Raw genomic sequence first — 22,757 nt, 5'->3', positions numbered from 1 at the left:
GGCGGAGCGGGGTCGGCATACTGCTGGCATGACCGCGTCGTCCTTCGACCAGCTGGCCACCTCGATCCTGGACGGGAAGCCGGCCACCGAGGACGACGCGCTGGCGGTCCTGCGGGCCCACGACGACGAGCTGATGGACGTCGTGGCCGCGGCGTCCCGGCTGCGCCGCGAGCACTTCGGCAACACCGTCAAGGTCAACTACCTGGTCAACCTCAAGTCGGGGCTGTGCCCGGAGAACTGCAACTACTGCAGCCAGGCGCTCGGCTCCACGGCCGACATCCTCAAGTACAAGTGGCTGTCCACCGAGGAGGCCCTCGAGCAGGCCGCGGCCGGGCTCAAGGGCGGCGCGACGCGGGTCTGCATGGTCTCCAGCGGCCGCGGGCCGACGCACAAGGACGTCGAGCGGGTCGCCGACATGGTCGGGACGATCAAGGCCGAGCACCCCGAGGTCGAGGTGTGCGCGTGCCTCGGGCTGCTCAAGGAGGGCCAGGCCGAGCGGCTGCGCGAGGCCGGCGTCGACGCCTACAACCACAACATCAACACCGCCGAGTCCCACCACGACCAGATCGTGCAGACCCACACCTACGCCGACCGGGTGGACACCGTCGGCAAGGCGCAGTCGGCCGGGCTGTCGGCGTGCAGCGGGCTGATCGCCGGGCTCGGCGAGAGCGACGAGCAGCTGGTCGAGGCGCTGTTCGCGCTGCGCGACCTCGGCTCGGAGTCGATCCCGGTCAACTTCCTCATGCCCTTCGACGGCACCCCGTTCGAGAACACCTGGCACCTCACGCCCGCGAAGTGCGTGAGGATCCTGGCCATGGCCCGGTTCGTCTGCCCGGACCGCGAGATCCGGATCGCCGGCGGCCGCGAGATGCACCTGCGCTCGCTGCAGGGCCTGGCGCTGCAGGTCGCGAACTCGCTGTTCCTCGGCGACTACCTCACCTCCGAGGGTCAGGCCGCCGAGGCCGACCTCGAGCTGATCCGCGACCACGGCTTCGTGGTCCTCGGCTCGCCCGAGGACGTCTCCGACGTGGCCCGGCGCGACCCGGCCAAGCGGCGCCGCGGGGCGGGCACGGCGCTCGCGCCCAATGCCTGACCGGGGCGTGACCCGCTCCTCCGAGGAGCTGCTCGCCTACGACCGCGAGCACGTCTGGCACCCCTACACGTCCATGACCGCACCCACCCCGGTGCGGCTGGTCACCTCGGCCTCCGGCGTCCGGCTCCACCTCGCGGACGGCACCGACCTGGTCGACGGCATGTCGTCGTGGTGGGCCGCGGTGCACGGGTACGCCGTGCCGCAGCTCGACGCCGCCCTGCGCGCCCAGCTCGACGACATGGCCCACGTGATGTTCGGCGGGCTGACGCACGCGCCCGCCGTACGCCTGGCCGAGCGGCTGGTCTCGCTGACGCCCGAGGGGCTCGAGCACGTCTTCCTGGCCGACTCCGGCTCGGTCTCGGTGGAGGTCGCGCTCAAGATGGTGCTGCAGCACCAGCGGGGCGTGGGCCGGCCCGAGCGCACGCGGATGCTGACCGTGCGGGGCGGCTACCACGGCGACACCTTCGGCTGCATGAGCGTGTGCGACCCGGTGGGCGGGATGCACTCGATGTTCGCCGACGTGCTGCCCCAGCAGCTCTTCGCGCCGCAGCCGCCCCGACCCGGTGGCGACGTCGCGTCGTGGGCCGGGTCGTTCCGGGCGCTGGCCGCCCACCACGCCGGGGAGCTGGCGGGGATCATCGTGGAGCCGCTGCTCCAGGGCGCGGGCGGCATGCACGTCTACGACGCCGCCTGCCTGCGGGTGGTGCGAGAGGTGGCCGACGAGCACGGCCTGGTGCTGGTCTTCGACGAGATCGCCACGGGCTTCGGCCGGACGGGGACGTTCTTCGCCGCGGAGGCCGCCGGCGTGGCGCCCGACGTGCTGTGCGTGGGCAAGGCGCTGACCGGCGGCTACCTCACGCTGGCCGCGGTGCTCTGCACCGGCGAGGTCGCACGCGGCCTGTCGGCCTCGGAGTCCGGCGTGCTCATGCACGGTCCGACCTACATGGGCAACCCGTTGGCCTGCGCCGTGGCGCTGGCCTCGCTCGACCTGCTCGAGAGCTCGGACTGGGCGGCGAACGTGGCCCGCGTGGGCTCCGGCCTCCAGGCGCTGCACCCGCTCCGCGACGCGCCCGGCGTCGCCGACGTGCGCACGATCGGCGCGGTCGGGGTGGTGCAGCTCGACCACCCCGTCGATGTGGCCAGGGCGGCCGACGAGGCGGCGGAGGAGGGCGTGTGGCTGCGCCCGTTCCGCGACCTGATCTACACGATGCCGCCCTACGTGACGCCCGACGAGGACGTCGCGCGCATCTGCGCGGCCATCACCCGAGCGGCGGCGGTCGCGTGAGCCGCTGGGCCGACTGGCTGGCCGCCGAGGCCGCGTCCCGCGAGGCCGCGGGGCTGCGGCGCACCCTGCGGCCACGACCGGCCGAGGGCGCGACCACCGACCTGGCCGGCAACGACTACCTCGGGCTGTCCCGCGACCCCGCGGTCGTCGCGGCCGCGGCCGCGGCCGCCCAGCGCTGGGGCGCGGGCGCCGGCGCGTCCCGCCTCGTCACCGGCACCCTCGAGCTGCACGCCCAGCTCGAGCGCGAGCTCGCGGCGTACGCCGGGCAGCCGGCCGGGCTGGTGTTCTCGACCGGCTACCACGCCAACCTGGCCGCGGTCGCCGCCCTCGGGGGCCGCGACGCCCTGGTGGTCTCCGACGCCCACGTGCACGCCTCGATGGTCGACGCCGTGCGGCTCTCGCGCGCCGCGCTCGAGGTGGTCCCGCACAACGACGTCGATGCGGTGGCCGCGGCACTGGACCGCGCCGGCGACCGGCGGGCGCTGGTCCTGGTCGAGTCGGTCTACTCCGTGCTCGGCGACGAGGCGCCGCTCCCCGCGCTGGCCGCGGTGGTGGCCGAGCACGACGCGCTGCTGGTCGTCGACGAGGCGCACGGGCTCGGCGTCCGCGGCGCCGGCGTGGTGGCCTCACTCGGGCTGGCCGGGCTCCCCCACGTCCTGGTCACCGCGACGCTCTCCAAGGCGCTGGGCTCGCAGGGCGGGGCGGTCCTCGGTCCGGACGCGGTCGTCGAGCACCTCGTCAACCGGGCGCGGCCGTTCATCTACGACACCGGGCTGGCGCCGCCGGCGGCCGGGGCGGCGCTGGAGGCGCTGCGCCAGGTGCGGGCCCGGCCCGAGCTGGCCGACACGGTGCGCGACCGGATGGCCGACCTGGCCGCGGCGCTCGGCGTGCCACCCTCGGCCGGGGCGGTCCTCTCCGTCCCGATGCCCTCGCCGCGGGCCGCCGTCGCGGCCCAGGCCGCCGCGCTCGCGCAGGGCGTGACGGTGGGCTGCTTCCGACCGCCGTCGGTGCCCGACGGCATCTCGCGGCTGCGGGTCACGGTGGGCGCGGGCGTGCCCGGGGCCGACTGGGACCGCGCGGTCGACGTGCTCATCGCGGTGGTCAAGGAGCACGGGTGACGCGCTACGTCGTCGTCACCGGCACCTCGACCGGCGTGGGCAAGACCGTGGCCACGGCCGCGCTGGCCGCGACCACGCCCGGGTGCGTGGTCGTGAAGCCGGCGCAGACCGGTGGCGCGGACGGCGACTCCGACGCCCGCGAGATCGAGCGGCTGACCGGCGTACCCACCCAGGAGTGGACCGTCCTCCCCGAGCCGCTCGCGCCCGACACCGCGGCGCGGCGCGCGGGGGTCACGATCCCCACCGTGGCGCAGTACGCCGAGCGCCTGCGCACCGTCGAGGCCGAGACCGTGCTCGTCGAGGGCGCCGGCGGGCTGCTGGTGCGCCTCGACGCCGAGGGCGGGACGCTGCTCGACCTGGCCGCCCTGGTCCGCGCCGAGGTCGTCGTGGTGGTCGCCGCCGGGCTCGGCACGCTCAACCACACCGAGCTGACGGTCAACGCGCTGCGCGACCGCGGCGTCGCGGTGCGCGGGCTGGTCGTCGGCTCCTGGCCGGACGAGCCGGGGCTGGCCGAGCGGTGCAACCGGGAGGACCTGACCCGGATCGCGCCACTGCTGGCCGTGCTGCCCGAGGGCGCCGGTGCGCTGGACCGCGAGGCGTTCGTGGCCGCGGCGCCGGGGTGGTTCGCCTAGCGGCCCTCAGCGGCTCGAGGGTCGCCGGACCACGTCGACCGGCGAGCACGTGCTGGCCACGACGTCGGTGCCGCCGTAGCAGAGCATGACCTTGGTGCGCCCGTGCGGCGCCCGCTTCCAGGGCAGCCGGACCACGGCGAAGCCGCGCGTCACCACGCCTGTGCCGAGCGGCTTGAGGTGTCCGTCCTTCTTCTTGTACGCCGTGATCGTGCTGCCGTCGGTGGCCGAGGGCCGCTCGAGGGCCACCGTGCCGATCGCCGCCCAGACCAGGCGGCGCTTGTCCGGGCGCGGGTGGACCCGACGGACGTCCAGGCTGACCTGCGCGCCGATCTTGCGCACCGCGACCGGCGTACCGGTGAAGGAGGCGGAGTCCGAGCCGCGGTGGCCGACGACGTGCGGCGCCAGCTGGTGGCCGACGTCGGCGGGCTGCACGAGGTAGTCCTGCGCGGTCGCACCCGGGACGGCCACGCCGTCGCGCAGCCACTGGAACTCGTAGGACTCCGGCGGCTCGCTCCACGTGCCGAGGTCGGCGGTGACGTACGCGCCCGGCACGGGCGTCCCCGTGGTGGGGCTGTGGCCGACGGCCACGAAGTCGACGGCGTGGGCCGCCGGGGCGGCGTAGGCGAACAGCGTCGCGGTGACCCCCACGGTCAGCGCGAGCGCGATCTTTGACAGCACCCTAGGCACGACTTGACCCCCCACTCCGGTCTAGGACTGCGCAAGCCTACCGGGACGGGACATCTGCCCGTGGCACCCGGGACCCGCGACGTCGTAGCGTGCTCGGCGGCACGGAGCCGATGGAGGGACGGAGACGACGTGGGGTTCTCAGACAGCCTGAAGAAGTGGGCGACGTCGCGGGCGACCGAGCTGTTGACCGCCGACGGCGACAAGCGCGCCGACGCCGCGGCCTCGGCCGACGCCGCGTCGGCGCAGGCGAAGTCGGACCTGGGCGAGTCGCTGGTCCGCGCGGCCTTCCCGAAGCTCGGGCAGCTGGCCGACGAGCAGGAGGCCCGGCGCACGGCCCGGGCGCAGGCCGAGGTCGACGAGCGCCGCGACGAGATCGCCGCGTTGCCGCTGGCGTCGGTGCAGCTCTCGCTGTCCGGGCACACCAGCGGGTCTTGGTCGGGTCGGCTCCACTACGCCTGGCACGACGAGGAGCCGGGTGACGCCGACCCGGCCGACCCGTACGCCGACCAGCCGCTCGTGTGGTTCGAGCTGTTCGCCGAGGACACCGCGCGCCCGGAGGTCGGTGGGCTGCACCTGACGCACTGGGGCTTCCAGCTCCCCGGCTACCACGGCGACGGCACCTACGACCTGACCGCGATCGCGCAGCAGCGCGAGGCGGCCGGCGCGGGCGTGGAGTACCTCGACTGGGTGCTGGAGTTCGCGGACCACGACGACGCCCAGTACTACTTCTGGCCCGACGCCCCGCCGTCCTCGGTGACCGTCGCCGACTCCGGCCGGACGCTGGTCGTCTCGATCGGCCTCTCCGGCGCCTCCGGCGGGCTCGTGGCCGCCGCGACCATCACCTTGCCGGCTGGTTGAGGAACCACCGGTGACCGAACGGGTCGCGGAACACCGCGACCCGGCCGGCCGGCGGGCTGTCCTCGGGCCCCCGGTCGAGCGTGACTCCGTGCTCCTGCACGCGCCGGGCCACCGCGTCGCAGTCGGTGACCGTGAGGTGCAGGCTCACGCTGGCGCCGCTGGTGGGGTCCGGCGCGGCCACGCCCGCGGTCTCGAACTCGTCCGACAGCATCCAGCGCGCGCCGGCGACGGCCAGCTCGCAGTGCCCCACCCGGCCGTCGTCCATGACGATCGGCTCGTGGACGACGGTGGCGCCCAGCGCCTGCTGGTACCACGCGATGGCCGCGCGGCTGTCGCGCACGCAGAGGTACGGCGTCAGCTCGCTCATCTCACTCCTCCTCGTCCGGCAGGGGTTGCATGAAGGACCAGAGCCCGCCCTCGCGGTCGCGCGCGGCGTACTCGCGCACGCCGTAGGGCATGGTCGTCGGCGGGTAGGCGATCTCGGCGCCCGCGGCGCTGGTCCGCGCGTGGTGCGCCTCGACGTCGTCGACGTCGACCGCCATGCAGTGGCTGGCGCTGCCGGACGTGACCGGACTGAGGAGGCCGTAGTCGAGCGACTCGTGGTGCAGCCACACCACGCCGTCGCCGACGAAGACCTCGGCGTGCTCCTCGCTCGCCGGTCCGGGCGCGAAGCCGAACACCTCGACGAGGAACGCGTGCGCGGCCAGCACGTCGCGGTAGACCAGCAGGGTCAGGCGGCGCACGGCGAACGGCTCGTCGCCGTCCCCCAGCCCGGCCAGCAGGTCGAGCAGCTCGCTCGGGTGCGGCTGCTCGCCGCGCAGCAGCCTCGCCTCCACGGTCCGGACCCGCTCGCGCTGGCGGGCGGTGTCGGCCAGCACGTCGTCGAGCTCACGCAGGTGCCGGCGCGCGGCGGTGAGCAGGTCGGCGTCGGCGTCGACCTCCGCGACCGGCGTACCGAGGGAGCGCTGGAGGCGGATGCGGTAGAGCCGGTCGAGCGCCGCGCCGTCGTACTCCCGGCGGCCGCCGTCGCTGCGCCGCGGCTCGAGCAACCCGAGCTCCTCGTAGTAGCGCAACGAGCGCTGGGTCAGGCCCGTGCGTGCTGCGACCTCGCCGATGGTGAACGCCATGGCCGCGACGCTAGGACCTCACGTGGGGTGAGGAGCAAGCGTCACTCCGCGTGCACGGCCATCCGGCCGCCGCGCGTGGGCGGCGGGCGGTCGTAGTCCGGCTTGACCGGGTAGCCGTCCTCGTAGTGGTCGAGGAGCTTGTGGATCTTCTTCAGCGCCTTCTCCGCGCTGTTCTCGGCCTCGTCGTAGTAGTCGGCCGAGGCGGCCAGCAGGTGGCCCGCGGTGGTGATCTCGTAGGCGGTGTTGGCCGCGGCGTACTCCACGCCGGCGAGGAGGTCGGCGAACGCCGGGTAGGGGCCGGTGCTGGCGCCGAAGTACGCCGGACGGGTCCACGGTCCGGCGCCGGCCGCGGACTGGACGCCGGCCGCCGCCTGCTTGAAGCCCTTGGCGACGCGCACGCAGGTCTTGGTCCCGCAGAAGCGCATCCGGCCCTGGTCCACCTTGATGCTGACCGGGTGCGGCTGCTTCTGCTTGAACATCCCGGGTGACTTGAGGTCGAACTGGTCGGCCTTGTGGTGGAGGACCCCGAGGTTCTTGTTCAGGCACTTGGCGATGGCCTGCTCCTGCTCGGCGATCTCGTCGCGCAGGTCGTCGAGGGCCTTCTGCAGGGACTTGAGGACGGCGTTGGCGCTGCCCCCGCCGATCTTGGGCTTCTTGGCGCTGCCCTTCGGCGCGAAGTCCTTGAGCAGCCCGACGCCCAGGGAGCCGATGCCGACGACCGTGGAGAGGCCGCCGGTCGCGAAGATGCCGATCCCGGACAGGATCGCCCCGGCCACGGTGAGCTCGGTGGACATGTCGCCGCCCCCGCCGCCGCCGTAGGTCTGGTAGTCGCGGGCTCCGAGGAACGCCTGGGTGCCCTGCCCGAGGATCGCGAGGTAGTCCGCCCCGGCGCGCGCCCAGACCTCCGACTCCGCCGCGACGCACTGGCCGAGGACGTAGGTCAGGCCGAACTGGCCGGCGTTGATCGTCTCCAGCCGGTCGGCGTACCCCGCCCGGAAGGTCCGGATGGTGTTGCTGTCCATCCCGGCGAGGTCGCCCATGATGGTGTTGATCGCTTCGTGCAGCTTGCCACCGGCCTGCACCTGGGTGCTGGTGTCCTCGCCCTGCGTGACCGGGCCGGGACGGAGCAACTCGGCGGCCTTGCGCAGCGCCTGGACCTGGTCGTAGAAGTCGCCGGCCGCGGGCCGGTCCTCCCACGGCGACTTCAGGTCGGCGATGGCGCCGCGCCAGGAGTCCCACGTGGCCGAGTAGTCGAACGGCGGGTCGTAGGGGCTGCCGTCGGCCCAGCGCAGCACGCCGTCGGAGTGCACGATCGCGGTGTTGCCGTCCTTGTAGCCGGTCGCGGGGCTGTCCCCGTAGAGGCGGTCCTCGGCCATCGCGGCCGAGATCGCCGCGTTGGTGAGCGCGTCGTCGCTGGGCCCCCGGTGCGGTCCTGGCATGTGCGGGTTGTCCCCTCTGCGCCTCCCCCGCGAAACCCTGACGCGCCCGCTCACCAGCCCGGCGGGGTCCGCTCGCGCCACGGTCGCGCCGCCTCGAGCTGCGCGCACAGGCTGAGCAGGAGCTCCTCCTCGGCCGGGCGCGCGGCGAGCATGACGCCGACCGGCAGGCCGGCACTGGTCCAGCCCAGGGGCAGGCTCGCGGCGGGCATCCCGGTGACGTTCCACGCGCTGGTCCACGGCGTGAACCGCTTCTGCGCCTCGAAGTCCCCCTGCGGGTCGTCGTCGTCCCTGATCGCCCCGACCGCCAGCGGCGGTGCGGCGAGGGTCGGGGTGAGGACGGCGTCGTACGGCGCGAGCGCGGTCAGGGCCTCGGCCGCGAACCTGCGGACCGCGCCGATCGCCGCGCCGAACTCCGGGCCGCTCACCCGCCTCCCCCGCTCGCTCAGCCACCTGGTCAACGGACGGAGCAGGTGCTCCTGCTCGGGCTCCACCGGGCTCAGCGCGGTCAGCACCGACCAGCAGGTCTCGAACTCCGCCACCGCCTCGCGCGGCAGCGGCACCTCGACGTCCACCACCTCGTGCCCCAGGTCCTCCAGGAGCCGCGAAGTCTCCACAACCGCCGCCAGGCAAGCCTCGTCCACAGCCACGTCGGCGATGACGGGCTCGACGAAGCGGGCGACGCGAAGATGGCCGGGATCGCGGTCGCACGCCGCGAGGAACGTCCCGACCGGAGGTGGTGCCCAGAACGGATCCCCAGCCCGACGACCGGCGAGCTCGTCCAGCATCGCCGCCGCGTCGCGCACGGTCCGGGCGAGCGAGCCCGCCGTCGCCAAACCCACCGGGTCGCCGTACATCGGGAACCCGCTGATCCGCCCACGCGTGGGCTTGAGGCCGAACAGCCCGCAGCACGACGCCGGGATCCGGATGGAGCCGCCGCCGTCCGAGCCCTGCGCCACCGGGACCAGCCCCGCCGCGACCGCCGCCGCGGCCCCGCCGGACGACCCGCCGGCCATCCGGCTCCGGTCCCACGGCGTCACCGCCGCCGGCCGCCCCTCGGGCTCGGTGTAGCACGGCGACCCGAACTCCGGCGTCGCCGTCTTGCCCAGGCTGACCATCCCCGCGGCCTCGAGCGCCAGCACCACGCCGTCGGACACCTCGGGCACGAAGTCCGCGTACACCGGCGACCCGAACGTCGTCCGCACGCCCGCCGTGAGGTTGAGGTCCTTGATCGCCGTCGGCACGCCCCACAAGGGCGACCGCGGCGCGTCGGGGTCGACCGCCCGCGCGGACTCCTCCAGCGCCGCCGCCCGCCCCAGGGCCAGCTCGTCGGTGAGCGTCACGAACGCCCCCACCGTCGTCCCCGGGTCGTCGTCCACCCGGTGCGCCCGCTCCAGGTAGTGCGTCACCAGCTCCCGCGGCGACACCTCACCCCCACGCACGAGCACCCCCTGCTCGAGCGCCGACAGGTCGTGCAGCTCGCCCACGACCCGAAACTAACGCGAGCGACACGACCCTGCCCCCAGCAGGGCACGGAGGTGGTGGTGGCGGGTGGGCTCGGGAGGGGAAAGGAGAGGTCTGCCCGCACCGCCGTCGACGCGAGAGTCCATCGCGGGCCATCGCGCGCCGAGCTCGTGCCGGTGGTGGGGTTGCCCGGGTGCACCAGGAGGTCCGTCGCCAGCGCGTTGCCGTGCCCACAACGCCCACCGCACCCACCGCACCCACCGCGCCCAGCGGCGGTCCGAGGGCGGTAGGTCACGGCGGTCGGGCACGCGAGGGCGCCACTTGCACCACGGGCCGGCGGCTCTGCTCGTCGGCGCCTCTGGTCGCCGTCGCCTCTGCTCGTCGTCGCCTCTGCTCGCCGGCACTTCTGCTCGCCGTCGCCTCTGCTCGCCGTCGCCTCTGCTCGACGGCGGAAGTCCCCGACGGCGGTCCCCGACGGCAAGGGCCCCGACAGCCGTCCCCGACGGCGAGGCCCCGGCCGCCGTGCCCCGGCCGCCGGCAGTGCCCGCCGGCAGTGCCCGGCTGGGCTGCTCGGCGGCGGTGCGCGCCGGCGGTGCCCGGCTGGGCTGCTCGGCTCCAGTGCCCGCCCGCCCGCTCGGCGGCGATGCCCGGCGGCGATGCCCGGCGGCGATGCCCGGCTGGGCTGCTCGGCGGCGGTGCGCGCCGGCGGTGCCCGGCGGCGGTGCCCGGCGGCGGTGCCCGGCGGCGGTGCCCGGCGGCGGTGCCCGGCGGCGGTGCCCGGCGGCGGTGCCCGGCGGCGGTGCCCGGCGGCGGTGCCCGGCGGCGGTGCCCGGCGGCGGTGCCCGGCGGCGGTGCCCGGCGGCGGTGCCCGGCGGCGGTGCCCGGCGGCGGTGCCCGGCGGCGGTGCCCGGCGGTGGTGCCCGGCGGTGGTGCCCGGCGGCGGTGCCCGGCGGCGGTGCCCGGCGGCGGTGCCCGGCGGTGGTGCCCGGCGGTGGTGCCCGGCGGAGATGGCAAGGCTCACCGCGCCCCGCGCCGCTTGCCACGACCCGCCCAGGTCGACGCACCAGCACTGCGAGGCACCGACTCCTACAGTGGCCCCACCATGACCGACCGCACGCTCCTCCCCCTCGTGGACGCGCCGCCACCGGAGCGCCGCGACGCGGCGCGCAACCGCGAGGCGTTGCTGCGGGCGGCGGAGGAGCTGGTCGAGGGCAGCTGCAGCGTCGAGAACGTGACCATGGACGCGGTGGCCGCCAAGGCCGGCGTCGGCAAGGGCACGGTCTTCCGGCGCTTCGGCTCGCGCGAGGGCCTGATGGCGGCGCTGCTCGACCACAGCGAGACCGAGTGGCAGGCGCGCGTGATCTCCGGCCCGCCGCCGCTCGGCCCGGGGGCGGAGCCGATGCAGAGGCTGGAGGCGTTCGGCCGCAGCCGCCTCGAGCTCAACCTGCTCACGGCCGACCTCATCCGGGCGGCGGGGCGGGCAGGGACGCGGTCGTACGCCGCGTACTCGTTCGTCGCTATGCACGTGCGCCACCTGATGAACGAGCTCGGCACCGAGGGCGACGTCGCCCTGCTGAGCACGGCGCTGCTGGCGCCGCTGGAGGTGCCGATCCTCGAGCAGCAGGTGCGCGTCGAGGGGATCAGCGTCGAGCGGATCTACGCCGCGTGGGTCGACCTCGCGCGGCGCGTGACTCAGACGCCCTGACGGCGCAGGCCGTACGTCAGCCCGTCGACCAGGGCGCCCCACGACGCCTCGATGACGTTGTGGCCGACACCGACGGTCACCCACGAGGACTCGCCGTCGGAGGTCTCGATGAGCACGCGGGTGATGGCGTCGGTGCCGTGGCCCTGGTCGAGGATGCGCACCTTGTAGTCGATGAGCTCGAACTTCACGACCTCCGGGAACGCCTGCCCGATGGCGGTGCGCAGCGCCTGGTCGAGCGCGTTGACCGGCCCGTTGCCCTCGCCGGTGACCACGTGCCGCTCGCCGGAGGCGCGCAGCTTGACCGTCGCCTCGGAGACCGCCTCGCCGAGCGGCGAGGTCTCGGTGATGACGCGCCAGGACTCGACCTCGAAGTACGTCGGGCGCGCGCCGGTCACCATCTCCTCGAGCAGCAGCTCGAAGGAGGCGTCGGCGGCCTCGAAGGTGAAGCCCGTCGCCTCGAGCTCCTTGACCCGAGCGGTCACCGAGGCCAGCAGCGACGGCGACGAGGAGAGGTCGAAGCCCAGCTCGCGACCCTTGAGCTCGATCGAGGCGCGCCCGGCCATGTCGGAGACGAGCAGCCGCATGTCGTTGCCGACGCGCTCGGGCTGGGTGTGCTGGTAGAGGTCGGGATCGACCTTGATCGCCGAGGCGTGCAGGCCGGCCTTGTGGGCGAAGGCCGAGGAGCCGACGTACGGCTGGCGCGAGGCGGGCGGGAAGTTCGTGACGTCGGCGACGGCGTGGGCGATGCGGGTGGCGTCGCCGAGCAGACCGGGCGGGAGGACCGAGCGCGCCAGCTTGAGCTCGAGGTTGGCGACGACGGTGACGAGGTCGGCGTTGCCGGTGCGCTCCCCGTAGCCGTTGATGCAGCCCTGCACGTGCGTCGCGCCGGCGTCGATGGCGGCCAGCGAGTTCGCGACGGCGCAGCCGCTGTCGTTGTGGGCGTGGATGCCGACGCGCACGCCGGTGGTGTCGATGACGTCGTGCACCACGTCGGACACCCAGTCCGGGAGCATGCCGCCGTTGGTGTCGCAGAGGGCGACGACCGAGGCGCCGGCGTCGTACGCCGTGCGCAGCACCTCGAGCGCGTAGTCGCGGTTCGCCCGGTAGCCGTCGAAGAAGTGCTCGGCGTCCAGGAACACCTCCTGCCCCTCCGCGCGCAGGTGACCGACGGTGTCGCGGACCATCGCGAGGTTCTCCTCGAGCGTGGTGCGCAGGGCGAGGTCGACGTGCCGGTCGTGCGACTTGGCCACGAGGGTGACGACCGAGGCGCCGCTGTCGCGCAGGGCGGCGACCTGCGGGTCGTCGGCCGCGCGTACGCCGGCCCGGCGGGTCGAGCCGAACGCGGTCAGGCGCGCGTGCTTGAGGTCGAGCTCGGCGGCGGCCCGCCGGAAGAACTCGGTGTCCTTGGGGTTCGCGCCCGGCCAGCCGCCCTCGATGTAGCCCACCCCGAGCCCGTCGAGCTGCCGGGCGATGGTGAGCTTGTCGGCGACCGAGAGGTTGAGCCCCTCCTGCTGCGCGCCGTCGCGCAGGGTGGTGTCGTAGACGTGGAAGTCGCCGTGCAGGTCCATCGGTTCTCTTTCGGGTGTGCGGGCACAAAAAACCTCTCGGAGTACGAGAGGTGGCGCGTCGAGGGTGTCGACGCGCTAGGCGATGATGATGCGGGTGCTGCGGTGGCTCACAGCAGGCAGTGTGCCACGCCGCGCGCTCAGCGGGTGGTCGAACGTCCGGCCAGCGGACGGTCCTGGGCCGGCGCCCACGACGAGCCGCGGGCCTGGGCCAGCGCGCCGAGCGACGTGGCCAGGACCAGCAGCACGAACGTGACGGCCAGCCACGGCTTCCAGCCGCGGGCGACCGGGTGGACCACCCGGGCCAGCGGCGAGCGCACCCGGAAGCCGCCCGGCCCGGTCCACACCGACGCCGCGAACACCGTCCCGCACACGAACAGCGTGATGCTCTCCCCGGCCACGAACGCGTAGCACAGCAGCGCCGCCGCCACCGCCAGCCCGGCGCTCCACAGCTGGAGCATCACGGTCACCGGCAGCGACCGGATCAGCTCCCACGGCGAGCGCAGGACGAGCAGCGCGCCGTCGTACCACCGCCGCCCCCGCAGCCGCCGCCGCTCCCCGGCGTGGCTGGCCGCCTGCGAGCCCGAGCGCAGCACCCACACGGCCAGGAGCAGGAACCCGGACCCGAGCCACGGGTACGCCGCCACCACGCCGCCGCACAGCAGCGCGAGGACGCCGAGCAGCGTCGCGCGCCGGGTCCGCTCGGCGAGCGGGGCCTGGCCCTGGACGGGTACGACGGGGAGCACGGGTCGTCCGGTCGGCGGTCCCTGCCGCTCGAGCACGGTCTGGTGCTCGGTGAGGGGGCGCGTGACCCCGGCGGGTGTCCGCGGAGCCACGGCCGGCGCGGCGCCAGCGGCGGCGGCGGGCGCGGGCCCGACGGCCGGCGCGGACGGCCCCATCCGGTCGGTCGGGGTGACGTCGGCGCCGGCCTGCGCGGCGGCGTAGGGCAGCGTGAGCCGGTCGGCGGCGGCCGGCGGAGGGGGCGGCACGGGCGTGGCCGGCCGCTGCAGCGCGACCACCTGCGGCCGCAGCCAGCCCAGGATGGCGGGCAGCTCGGGCCGGCGGACCGGGTCGGGGTCGAGCGCCTCGGTGAGCAGCTGGCGCAACGGCTCGGGGATGCCGGACAGGTCGTGCTCGCCCCGGCGGACGCGGTCCATGATCGCCATCGAGGGGCCGCGACCGAAGGGCGGCTTGGCCGTCGCCGCGAAGGCCACGGTCGCCGCCCACGAGTGCACGTCGGAGGCGGTGGTGGCGTCGTCGCCGTACAGGATCTCCGGCGCGAGGTAGCCCGGCGTCCCGAGCAGCCACCCGGTGTGGGTCAGCTTCGGGTCGTCGGCCACGCGCGCGAGCCCGAAGTCGATGAGGATCGGGGTCCGGCCCTCCATCAGCACGTTGGACGGCTTCACGTCGCGGTGCAGCACACCGACCGCGTGCACGGACGCCACGCCCTCGGCCAGGCAGGCCGCGAACCACGTGAGGTCCTTGCCGGTGATCGGCCCCTCCTCGTGCACGTGGTCGTGCAGCGACAGGCCGGGGACGTAGCGCGTCGCGACGTACGGCACCGGCGCCCACGGGTCAGCGTCGAGGATCTCGGCGACCCACTTGCTCTTGATGCGCCGCAGCGAGCTGACCTCACGGGCCAGCCGGCGCCGCGCCTCGTCGTCGCCGACCACCGCCGGCCGCAGCACCTTGAGCGCCACCCGGGGGCCGTCGGTACGCCGGGCCAGGTGCACGACGCCCATGCCGCCCTCGCCGATCTTGGCCAGCAGCGTGTACCCGCCCACGGTCGGCGCGGCCGCGGTCGCCGGCGGTGCGTAGGACGCGGCCGGTACGCCGCGCGCCGGGGTCCGCGGCGTGCTGGTCACGCCCATCAGACTAAACGGCAGGGCCGCGGGTTCCCGGTTGACGGGCGCGACCTCGTCCGGCATCGTCGTATCAATGGACGTTGATATCAACCGCCTGCTGACCGCCACGACCCGGGAGGCGGAGGGCACCGAGCTCCGCCTCGTCCGGGAGTACGCCGCGAGCCCGGCCGAGGTCTGGTCGGCGGTGACCGAGCCCGAGCGCATCGCCCGCTGGCTCGCCCCGGTGAGCGGCGAGCTGAGGCTCGGCGGGCGCTACCAGGTCGAGGGCAACGCCGGCGGCGAGATCACCGCCTGCGACCCGCCGCGCTCCTTCGCGGCGACCTGGGAGTTCGGTGGGCACGTGAGCACCCTCGACGTCACCCTGACCGAGGCCGGGGACGGCACCCGGCTCGAGCTGCGCCACCACCTGCCCAGCCCGCCCGAGCACTGGGAGCAGTTCGGCCCCGGCGCGGTGGGCATCGGGTGGGAGCTCGGGATGTGGGGCCTCGAGCTGCACCTGGCCGACCCGTCGGCGCCGCGCCCGGACCCGGCCGACCTGCCCGACCTGTCCGCGCTCATGGCCCGGCTGGGCGAGGCGTGGGGCGAGGCCGCGGTCGCCGGCGGCGCCGACCCCGCGTGGGCCCGCGCCAGCGCGGCGCGCTGCGTGGCGGCGTACACCGGCGCACCCGAGGACACCCAGGCACCCGAGGGCTGAGCCGTGCACGCCTTCGACGTCCTGGGCGACCCGGTCCGGCGGCGGATCCTGGAGCTGCTCGGCCAGGCCGAGCGGTCGTCCGGTGACGTCGTGGAGGTCATCGGGCGGGAGTTCGGGATCGGCCAGCCGGCGGTGTCGATGCAGCTGCGGGTGCTGCGCGAGAGCGGGTTCGCGACGGTGCGGGCCGAGGGCCGGCGCCGGGTCTACGCCATCGACAGCGCACCGCTGGCCGAGGTGGACGCGTGGCTGCACCCGTTCCGGCGCTTCTGGGAGCAGCGGCTCGACGCGCTGGGGACCGAGCTGCGGCGCGGGCGCCGGGAGTGAGGGAGGCTGGCATCGTGCGCCTGACCCGCTGGACCCACGCCTGCGTCACCCTCGAGCGCGACGGCCGCCGCCTCGTCGTCGACCCGGGCATCTGGAGCGAGCTGCAGGCCCTCGACGGCGCCGACGCCGTGCTGCTCACCCACCACCACCGCGACCACGCCGACGTCGCGCGGATCGCCGCGAGCGGCGTACCGGTCTGGGCGCCGCGCGGCGCCGAGCTCGGCGACCTCCCCCGCACCGTGCTCGACCCGGACCAGCACCTCGAGGTCGCCGGCTTCGCGGTCACCACCGTGGGCGGCCAGCACGCCGCGGTGGTGCCGAGTCAGGAGGTGTGCGCCAACCTCGGCTACGTCGTGACCGCGGGCGGCGAGAGCGTCTACCACCCCGGCGACGCCCTGGCCGTCCCCGAGCAAGCCGTCGCCACGGCGCTCGTGCCCCTGCAGGGCAGCTGGCTCAAGACCGTCGAGGCGATCACGTTCCTGCGCGAGCTGCGCGCCGACCGGGCCGTCGGCATCCACGACGCCATGGTCAACGACCGGGCCCGGGCCGGGCTCAACCACTGGCTGGCCACCGAGGGCGACACGGAGTACCACTGGCTCACCCCGGGCACGACGCTCGGCGAGCCGTCCCGACCGCGCGTCGGCCAGCTGCGCCTCGTGGTCGAGGCCGACGACCTCGACCACGCGGTGGCGTTCTACCGCGACACCCTCGGCCTGCCGGTCGAGCTCGACCTGGCCGGCGAGCACGGCGAGCGGGTCGTCATCCTCGACGCCGGCCGCGCGACGCTGGAGCTCTCCAACCCGGCCCAGGTGGCCATGATCGACGAGGTCGAGGTCGGTCGCCGGGTCGCGCCACCGCTGCGGCTCGCGCTCGAGGTCGACGACGCCGCCGCGGCCACCGACGCGGCCGTCGCGGCCGGCGCCGAGCTCGTCGCGCCCCCGACGCGCACGCCGTGGGACTCGCTCAACAGCCGCCTCGCGGCGCCGGGCGGGCTGCAGCTCACCCTGTTCGAGGAGCTGGGCCGGTAGCGCCGCTCAGACGATCCGGCGCATCCAGCCGAAGGTGTCCTCGGCCCGCCCGAACTGCACGTCGACCAGCGCCTGCCGGATCGCCGAGGTCAGCTCGGTCGAGGCGGGGGCCGGGGTGTGGCCGCCGTCCTGCCAGCGCAGCTCGCCGACGGGGGTGACCACGGCCGCCGTGCCGCAGGCGAAGATCTCGACGATGTCGCCGCTGGCCACGCCGTCGCGCCACTCGTCGATGCCGAAGCGGCGCTCCTCGACCTGGTGGCCCATCTTGCCGGCGAGCTCGATGATCGAGGCGCGGGTGATGCCCTCGAGGATGGTGCCGAGCGCGGGGGTGACGATGCGGCCGTCCTTGAAGACGAAGTACATGTTCATCCCGCCGAGCTCCTCGACGTACGTCCCCTCCTCGCCGTCGAGGAAGACGACCTGGTCGCAGCCCTGCGCGATGGCCTCGGACTGCGGCAGCAGCGAGCTGGCGTAGTTGCCGCCCGTCTTGGCCGCGCCCATGCCGCCGCGGCCGGCGCGGGTGTACTCCTCCGACAGCCACAGGCTCACCGGACGCACGCCGCCCTTGAAGTAGGACCCGGCCGGGCTGGCGATCACCATGAACGTCACGTGCTGCGAGGGCCGGACACCGAGGAACGCCTCGGAGGCGAACATGAACGGGCGCAGGTAGAGGCTCTTCTCCCCCGCAGGGTCGGGCACCCACCGCTCGTCGACGGACACCAGCGCCTCGACGGCCTGGACGAAGTCCTCGACCTCCAGCACCGGCAGCGCGAGCCGGTGGCTCGAGCGGACCATCCGCGCGGCGTTCTCCTCGGGACGGAAGGCCCAGATCGAGCCGTCGCCGTGGCGGTAGGCCTTCATGCCCTCGAAGGTCTCCTGCGCGTAGTGCAGGACGGCCGTGGCCGGGTCGAGCGACAGCGGGCCGTACGGCGTCACGCGCGCGTCGTGCCAGCCCTCGGCCGGCGTCCACTCCACGGTGAACATGTGGTCGGTGAAGTGCGTGCCGAAGCCGGGCTCGGCCAGGATCTCGGCCAGCCGGGCGTCGTCGACCGGGCGCTCCGTGCGCGTGGTGCTGATCTGCATGGACATCAAAGTAGTCGCTTCCAGAGGTCGGGAGTAGGGAGGCCGAGAGGCTCAGCCGGCTACTCGGGCCGCGATGGCGTCGCCGACCTCCGAGGTGCGCCGGGTGCTGCCCGGCTCGCGGTCCGCGAGGTCGGCCACGACGGCGTCCTCGACCGCGGCCGCCGCGTCGGCGTACCCGAGGTGGTCGAGCAGCAGCGACGTCGACAGGATCGCCGCCGTGGGATCGGCCTTCTGCTGGCCGGCGATGTCGGGCGCCGAGCCGTGCACCGGCTCGAACATGCTCGGGCTGGTGCGGTCCGGGTTCACGTTGCCGGAGGCGGCCAGCCCGATGCCGCCGGTGATGGCGGCGGCGAGGTCGGTGAGGATGTCGCCGAAGAGGTTGTCGGTGACGACGACGTCGAAGCGCGCCGGGTCGGTGGCCAGGAAGATCATCGCCGCGTCGACGTGGATGTAGTCCACGGTGACGTCGGGGAACTCCGTCGCGACGGCCTGCACGGTGCGCCACCACAGCGAGCCGGCATGGACCAGCACGTTGGTCTTGTGGACCAGGGTGAGCTTCTTGCGGGGCCGGCGTGCCGCGCGGGCGAACGCGTCGCGCACGACCCGCTGCACGCCGTAGGCGGTATTGACCGAGACCTCGGTGGCGATCTCGGCCGGGGTGCCGACCCGCAGCGCGCCGCCGTTGCCGGTGTAGGGCCCCTCGGTGCCCTCGCGGACGACGACGAAGTCCACGTCGCCCGGATCGGCCAGGGGCGAGGTCACGCCGGGGAAGATCCGGGACGGGCGGAGGTTGACGTAGTGGTCGAGCTCGAAGCGCAGCCGCAGCAGCAGTCCGCGCTCGAGGATGCCGGGCGGGAGGTTCGGGTCGTTGGGCTTGCCGCCGACCGCCCCCAGCAGGATCGCGTCGTGCTCCCGGATCTCGGCGAGCACGGAGTCGGGCAGCACCTCTCCGGTCGCGAGGTAGCGCTCGGCGCCGAGGTCGTAGGCCGTCTGCTCGAACCCCACCCCGTCCGGCGCGGCGACCTCGAGGACCTTGAGGGCCTCGGCGGTCACCTCGGGGCCGATGCCGTCACCGCCGATGACGGCGAGGCGGACGGAACCGGAGGGTGCGGGAGTCTCAGTCACGCGCCGAGGCTAGTTGTCGTCGTGCGGCTGGCCGCCGTTGTCCCGGAGGTCGAGCGCGGCCTGGACGGCGGCGTGGGTGTTCTCGGCGCTGCGGGGGTTCTCCGGGTGGTGGCTCGCGGGCCCCCAGTCGGGGTACATGTCGTACATCGGTCTGCTCCTCGTGTCTGTTCAGGGTGTGCTGGAGTCGGGGCTGGTGGTGCTGGCCGAGGACGCCCCGGCGACGGGGACGTTCCGACTCGTGGATCGCACGAGGATGGACCTGCTGCACTGCGGATCACGCTGGTGGTGCGGGTGTCCGCGTCGCGGGGGCGTCTCGACCTGGTTGAGCTGGATTGAGAAGCCACGCAACGCCGACCACCGCGGCGAGGTGGCCTCTCGTCAGGCCTCGCCGCGGCGCTCGATGAGTACGAACACGCTCCGCATGGTGAGCCGATGCTAGGACGTCATCGGATCGCGCGTCACCCGTTTCCACAGGCTGTTCGCATGTCGAGACGCGCGTCCCGGGATGGAAGACTCGACGGCGTGAGCCACCCGCCCGACCTCCCCCGATCGTCAACCGCGCGTTCGACGTCTCGCGCCGGGCCGGCTACGTGTCCTTCTGCCGCAACGAGACCGGCCGCCTGCTGGCCATGCTGGCCGCGACCCGCGACGGCACGATGGCCGAGTTCGGCACCGGCTGCGGCGTCGGCACGGCGTGGCTGCGGTCGGGGGTCCGCGGCCACCCCGGCAGCGAGAAGGCCCGCATCGTCACCGCCGAGCTCGACCCCGCGCTGGCCGAGGCCGCCGCGGAGATCTTCCGCGACGACGACCAGGTCGAGGTGCTGGCCGCGGACTGGTCCACGCTGAAGGACCGCGGGCCCTACTCCCTGCTGTTCCTGGACTCCGGGGAGCCCACCGAGGTCACCGTCGATGCCATCGCCGACCTGGTCGAGGACGGTGGCGTCGTCGTGCTCGACGACTTCACGCCCTGCGAGCTGTGGCCGCCGATCACCTACGGCCGCGTCGACACGCTGCGCGAGCACTGGCTGACCGACGAGCGGTTCACCGCCGTCGAGGTGATGGTCGCGCCCGACGCGTCGACGATCATCGCCACCAAACGATGACGCTCGCGTGTGCTCGACGCGCTCGAGCCCTCGTCTTCCCTCCTCCCTCGCTCGCTGGCGCTCGCTCCGGTCGTCAGTCCAGACGAGGCCGCGCGTCGAGCGCGGCCGCTGCGCCCGGTCGCGGCTGAGGGCGAGCCGGCAGCTCGACGATCCAGGCCGGGAGCATGGCCTGGGTCAGCGGGCCGATGGCCAGCGCGAAGAGCACCGTGCCGACGCCGGCCACGCCGCCGAGCAGCAGGCCGAGGAGCACGACGGTGACCTCGAGCAGGGTGCGGACCAGGCGCAGCGAGAGCCCGGTGCGCCGGGCCAGGCCGGTCATCAGCCCGTCGCGGGGGCCGCGGCCGAGCTGGGCGCCGACGTACATCGCGGTGGCCAGCGCGCAGAGCACGATCCCGGTGAGGCAGTAGACGCCGCGCAGCCACAGCGCGTCGGGCTGGTCGAGCACGGCGAGGAACACGTCGGCCGCGACGCCGAGCACGATCGCGTTGGAGATGGTGCCGAGCCCCGGGACCTCGCGCAGCGGGATCCAGAGCACCAGGACCAGCAGGCTCACGACGACCAGCGCCTCGCCGATGCTGATGGGCAGGTGCTTGGCCAGCCCCTGGTGCAGCACGTCCCACGGGAAGCTGCCCAGGTGACCGCGCACGGCCAGCGCGATGGAGAGGCCGTAGAGCACCAGCCCGACGTAGAGCTGCGGCAGCCGGCGCCCGAGCCGGCCGGCGCGGAGCTGGGCCAGCGGACCCAGGTCGACGAGGCTGCGGCGGGGGACGGCGGTCGTGGTCACCGGACCAGCCTGCGGCCAAGTGGCCTTTCGTGAAATAGCCAATCGTGGGACAGTGGCCTGCATGGACCGCTCCATCACCGCGCGTCGGGTGGCCACCCTGGCCGGTGACTTCGACCGGAGCCCGGCCTACGCCGGCCTGGCCGACACCCTCGTGCTGCTGGTCGGCGACGGCCGGATCCCGCCGGGCACCCGGCTGCCGAGCGAGCGCGAGCTGACCGAGGCTCTCGGCGTCTCGCGGACCACCGTCACGCGGGCGTACGCCGCGGTGCGCGACGCCGGGTACGCCGAGGCCCGCCGGGGCTCCGGCACCTACACCCGCCTGCCGGGCGGGCCGACGCGCGCGCACGACCGCGCCCTGCTCCCCCGCGCCAGCGACCGCGACGCGATCGACCTCAACTGCGCCGCGCCCTGCGCTCCCCCGCAGCTCGCGGCGGCGTACGCCGAGGCGGCGACCCGGCTGCCGGCCTACCTGGGGGGCCACGGCTACTTCCCGGCCGGGCTGCCCGAGCTGCAGGCCGCGGTGGCGGCGACCTACGACGCGCGCGGGCTGCCCACCGACCCGGCGCAGGTGATGATCACGCCCGGCGCGCTGGCCGGCGTGGCGGTGGTCGCCCAGGCGCTGGTCGAGCGCGGCGACCGGGTGCTGGTGGAGTCGCCGGGCTACCCCAACGCGGCCGAGCGGCTGCGCCACGCGGGCGGCCGGCTGGTCACCACCGACGTCGACCCCGACGGCTGGGACCTCGACGCGACCGCGGCCAGGATCCGGCAGGCCGCACCGCGGGTGGCCTACCTGGTGCCGGACTTCCAGAACCCGACCGGCCTGCTGATGAGCGACGCCGAGCGCGAGCGGTACGCCGCCGAGCTGCGCCGCCACCACGTGGTGCCGATCGTCGACGAGACCCACGCCCTGCTCGCCCTCGACGGCGGCGAGGCGCCGCGGGCGTTCGGCGCCTTCGACCGCGACGCGTTCAGCGTGGGCAGCACCAGCAAGGCGTTCTGGGGCGGGCTGCGGGTCGGCTGGGTCCGCGCGCCCGCCGACCAGCTCGACCGGCTGACCCAGGCGCGGGTGACGCTCGACCTCGGCGTACCGGTCATGGAGCAGCTCGTCGTCCAGCACCTGCTCGAGGACCCCGGTCCGGCACTCGCCGACACCCGCGCCCGGCTGCGCGAGCGGCGCGACGCGCTGGTCGCGGCCCTCGGGAGGGAGCTGCCGGAGTGGCGGTTCCGGGTGCCCGACGGCGGGCTGTCGCTGTGGTGCGAGCTGCCGGGGCCGGGCCGCGGGCTGGGCCTGGCCGTGACCGAGGAGGCCGAGCGCGAGGGGGTGATCGTCGCGCCCGGGCCGGTGTTCGCTCCCGACGGCGGGCTCGACCGGTTCGTGCGGATCCCCTTCACCCGCCGCGTCGACGAGCTCGAGACCGCGGTCGGCGCGCTGGCCCGGGCCTGGGCGCAGGTGCACGAACGCCGGCCCGGCGGCCGCCGCCCGACGGGGCGGGTGATGGTGGCGTGAGCGGTCTCGAGGAGATCCGCTCCGGCATCGACGCGGTCGACGTGCACCTGGTGGCGCTGCTGGCCGAGCGCGAGCAGCTCGTGCGCCGGGCCGGTCGCCTCAAGGGCGATCCGGCGGCCGTGCCCGCCCCCGACCGGGTCGAGCAGGTGGTGGCCAAGGCGCGGGCGCTCGCCGCCGAGCACGGCGCGGACGCCGACGTGGTCGAGCGGACCTACCGCGCGATGATCACGGCGTTCATCGACCTGGAGCTGACCGAGACTGACCGCGGCTAGGA

Annotated in this window: 23 protein-coding genes; 12 read left to right on the top strand and 11 right to left on the bottom strand. The window is 74.8% G+C overall.

The window, feature by feature from the left end; all coding sequences use genetic code 11:
* Positions 1-28 precede the first annotated feature (28 nt).
* The 4 genes from bioB to bioD are packed head-to-tail and all read left to right on the top strand — an operon-like array spanning position 29 to position 4,128.
* Entirely contained in the window at positions 29-1,093 is a 1,065-nt protein-coding gene (gene bioB, locus G5V58_RS05485; RefSeq protein WP_165229528.1) for a biotin synthase BioB, read from the top strand.
* Positions 1,086-2,378 (top strand): adenosylmethionine--8-amino-7-oxononanoate transaminase, encoded by a 1,293-nt coding sequence (locus G5V58_RS05480; protein ID WP_165229525.1) that lies wholly within the window; start codon positions 1,086-1,088, stop codon positions 2,376-2,378. Before bioB ends, G5V58_RS05480 begins: the two co-directional genes overlap by 8 nt.
* Positions 2,375-3,496: an 8-amino-7-oxononanoate synthase gene (locus tag G5V58_RS05475; protein WP_165229522.1), complete on the top strand. Its 1,122-nt coding sequence runs from the start codon at positions 2,375-2,377 to the stop codon at positions 3,494-3,496. The genes G5V58_RS05480 and G5V58_RS05475 overlap by 4 nt, the downstream gene beginning before the upstream one ends.
* A complete protein-coding gene (gene bioD, locus G5V58_RS05470; RefSeq protein WP_165229519.1) occupies positions 3,493-4,128 on the top strand; it encodes a dethiobiotin synthase in 636 nt (211 codons plus the stop codon). The genes G5V58_RS05475 and bioD overlap by 4 nt, the downstream gene beginning before the upstream one ends.
* Positions 4,129-4,134: 6 nt before the next feature.
* On the opposite strand, the gene G5V58_RS05465 is transcribed toward bioD, so the two are convergent.
* Complete coding sequence (locus G5V58_RS05465) at positions 4,135-4,806, bottom strand: hypothetical protein (RefSeq protein WP_165229516.1); 672 nt, start codon at positions 4,804-4,806, stop codon at positions 4,135-4,137.
* A gap of 138 nt (positions 4,807-4,944) precedes the next feature.
* On the opposite strand from G5V58_RS05465, the gene G5V58_RS05460 reads away from it, so the two are divergent.
* Positions 4,945-5,673, top strand: a complete 729-nt coding sequence (locus G5V58_RS05460; RefSeq protein ID WP_165229513.1) for a hypothetical protein — start codon at positions 4,945-4,947, stop codon at positions 5,671-5,673.
* On the opposite strand, the gene G5V58_RS05455 is transcribed toward G5V58_RS05460, so the two are convergent.
* From G5V58_RS05455 to G5V58_RS05440, 4 genes are read right to left on the bottom strand one after another with little or no spacing between them, the layout of a single operon-like run.
* A complete protein-coding gene (locus G5V58_RS05455; RefSeq protein WP_165229510.1) occupies positions 5,654-6,040 on the bottom strand; it encodes a VOC family protein in 387 nt (128 codons plus the stop codon). The two genes, G5V58_RS05460 and G5V58_RS05455, sit on opposite strands and share 20 nt — an antisense overlap.
* A 1-nt stretch (position 6,041) precedes the next feature.
* On the bottom strand, positions 6,042-6,800 hold the full coding sequence (locus tag G5V58_RS05450; RefSeq protein WP_165229507.1) for a MerR family transcriptional regulator: 759 nt from the start codon (positions 6,798-6,800) through the stop codon (positions 6,042-6,044).
* Positions 6,801-6,841: 41 nt separating this feature from the next.
* Entirely contained in the window at positions 6,842-8,239 is a 1,398-nt protein-coding gene (locus G5V58_RS05445) for a hypothetical protein (RefSeq protein ID WP_165229504.1), read from the bottom strand.
* Positions 8,240-8,289: 50 nt separating this feature from the next.
* The gene (locus G5V58_RS05440; protein WP_165229501.1) at positions 8,290-9,723 is read right to left on the bottom strand and encodes an amidase; all 1,434 of its coding nucleotides are present in this window, start codon (positions 9,721-9,723) and stop codon (positions 8,290-8,292) included.
* A 1,079-nt stretch (positions 9,724-10,802) separates the two neighbouring features.
* Between G5V58_RS05440 and G5V58_RS05435 the strand changes: the two genes are divergently transcribed.
* A complete protein-coding gene (locus tag G5V58_RS05435) occupies positions 10,803-11,405 on the top strand; it encodes a TetR/AcrR family transcriptional regulator (protein WP_165229498.1) in 603 nt (200 codons plus the stop codon).
* On the opposite strand, the gene cimA is transcribed toward G5V58_RS05435, so the two are convergent.
* Positions 11,393-12,973, bottom strand: a complete 1,581-nt coding sequence (gene cimA, locus G5V58_RS05430) for a citramalate synthase (protein WP_165229495.1) — start codon at positions 12,971-12,973, stop codon at positions 11,393-11,395. The two genes, G5V58_RS05435 and cimA, sit on opposite strands and share 13 nt — an antisense overlap.
* A 137-nt stretch (positions 12,974-13,110) precedes the next feature.
* Positions 13,111-14,898, bottom strand: coding sequence for a serine/threonine-protein kinase (locus G5V58_RS05425; protein ID WP_165229492.1), 1,788 nt, complete (start codon positions 14,896-14,898; stop codon positions 13,111-13,113).
* 10 nt (positions 14,899-14,908) lie between these two features.
* On the opposite strand from G5V58_RS05425, the gene G5V58_RS05420 reads away from it, so the two are divergent.
* Genes G5V58_RS05420 through G5V58_RS05410 form a run of 3 tightly spaced genes read left to right on the top strand, consistent with a single transcriptional unit; the run spans position 14,909 to position 16,881 of the window.
* Positions 14,909-15,529 (top strand): SRPBCC family protein, encoded by a 621-nt coding sequence (locus G5V58_RS05420; RefSeq protein WP_165229488.1) that lies wholly within the window; start codon positions 14,909-14,911, stop codon positions 15,527-15,529.
* 3 nt (positions 15,530-15,532) lie between these two features.
* Positions 15,533-15,853, top strand: coding sequence for an ArsR/SmtB family transcription factor (locus G5V58_RS05415; protein WP_165229485.1), 321 nt, complete (start codon positions 15,533-15,535; stop codon positions 15,851-15,853).
* 14 nt (positions 15,854-15,867) lie between these two features.
* Complete coding sequence (locus G5V58_RS05410) at positions 15,868-16,881, top strand: MBL fold metallo-hydrolase (protein ID WP_165229482.1); 1,014 nt, start codon at positions 15,868-15,870, stop codon at positions 16,879-16,881.
* Between the two features lie 6 nt (positions 16,882-16,887).
* Here G5V58_RS05410 and G5V58_RS05405 read toward each other — a convergent pair whose 3' ends face one another.
* The 3 genes from G5V58_RS05405 to G5V58_RS05395 are packed head-to-tail and all read right to left on the bottom strand — an operon-like array spanning position 16,888 to position 19,236.
* On the bottom strand, positions 16,888-17,964 hold the full coding sequence (locus G5V58_RS05405) for a branched-chain amino acid aminotransferase (RefSeq protein WP_196240565.1): 1,077 nt from the start codon (positions 17,962-17,964) through the stop codon (positions 16,888-16,890).
* Between the two features lie 51 nt (positions 17,965-18,015).
* Positions 18,016-19,089: a 3-isopropylmalate dehydrogenase gene (locus tag G5V58_RS05400; protein ID WP_165229476.1), complete on the bottom strand. Its 1,074-nt coding sequence runs from the start codon at positions 19,087-19,089 to the stop codon at positions 18,016-18,018.
* Between the two features lie 9 nt (positions 19,090-19,098).
* Positions 19,099-19,236 carry a hypothetical protein gene (locus G5V58_RS05395; RefSeq protein ID WP_165229473.1) on the bottom strand — a complete coding sequence of 46 codons (138 nt, stop codon included), beginning with the start codon at positions 19,234-19,236 and terminating at the stop codon, positions 19,099-19,101.
* Between the two features lie 443 nt (positions 19,237-19,679).
* Between G5V58_RS05395 and G5V58_RS05390 the strand changes: the two genes are divergently transcribed.
* Positions 19,680-20,192 (top strand): O-methyltransferase, encoded by a 513-nt coding sequence (locus G5V58_RS05390; protein WP_230487105.1) that lies wholly within the window; start codon positions 19,680-19,682, stop codon positions 20,190-20,192.
* A 73-nt stretch (positions 20,193-20,265) separates the two neighbouring features.
* Here G5V58_RS05390 and yczE read toward each other — a convergent pair whose 3' ends face one another.
* Positions 20,266-20,976: a membrane protein YczE gene (gene yczE, locus G5V58_RS05385; RefSeq protein ID WP_165229470.1), complete on the bottom strand. Its 711-nt coding sequence runs from the start codon at positions 20,974-20,976 to the stop codon at positions 20,266-20,268.
* 61 nt (positions 20,977-21,037) lie between these two features.
* Here yczE and yczR point away from each other — a divergent pair, with 61 nt between their 5' ends.
* Together yczR and G5V58_RS05375 are read left to right on the top strand one after the other, a co-directional pair.
* On the top strand, positions 21,038-22,483 hold the full coding sequence (gene yczR, locus G5V58_RS05380) for a MocR-like transcription factor YczR (protein WP_165229467.1): 1,446 nt from the start codon (positions 21,038-21,040) through the stop codon (positions 22,481-22,483).
* Positions 22,480-22,755 (top strand): chorismate mutase, encoded by a 276-nt coding sequence (locus G5V58_RS05375; protein ID WP_165229464.1) that lies wholly within the window; start codon positions 22,480-22,482, stop codon positions 22,753-22,755. The genes yczR and G5V58_RS05375 overlap by 4 nt, the downstream gene beginning before the upstream one ends.
* Positions 22,756-22,757 lie beyond the last annotated feature (2 nt).

This window comes from Nocardioides anomalus (assembly GCF_011046535.1).
Lineage (GTDB): Bacteria > Actinomycetota > Actinomycetes > Propionibacteriales > Nocardioidaceae > Nocardioides > Nocardioides anomalus.
This window is presented reverse-complemented; position numbering and strand designations above follow the sequence as displayed.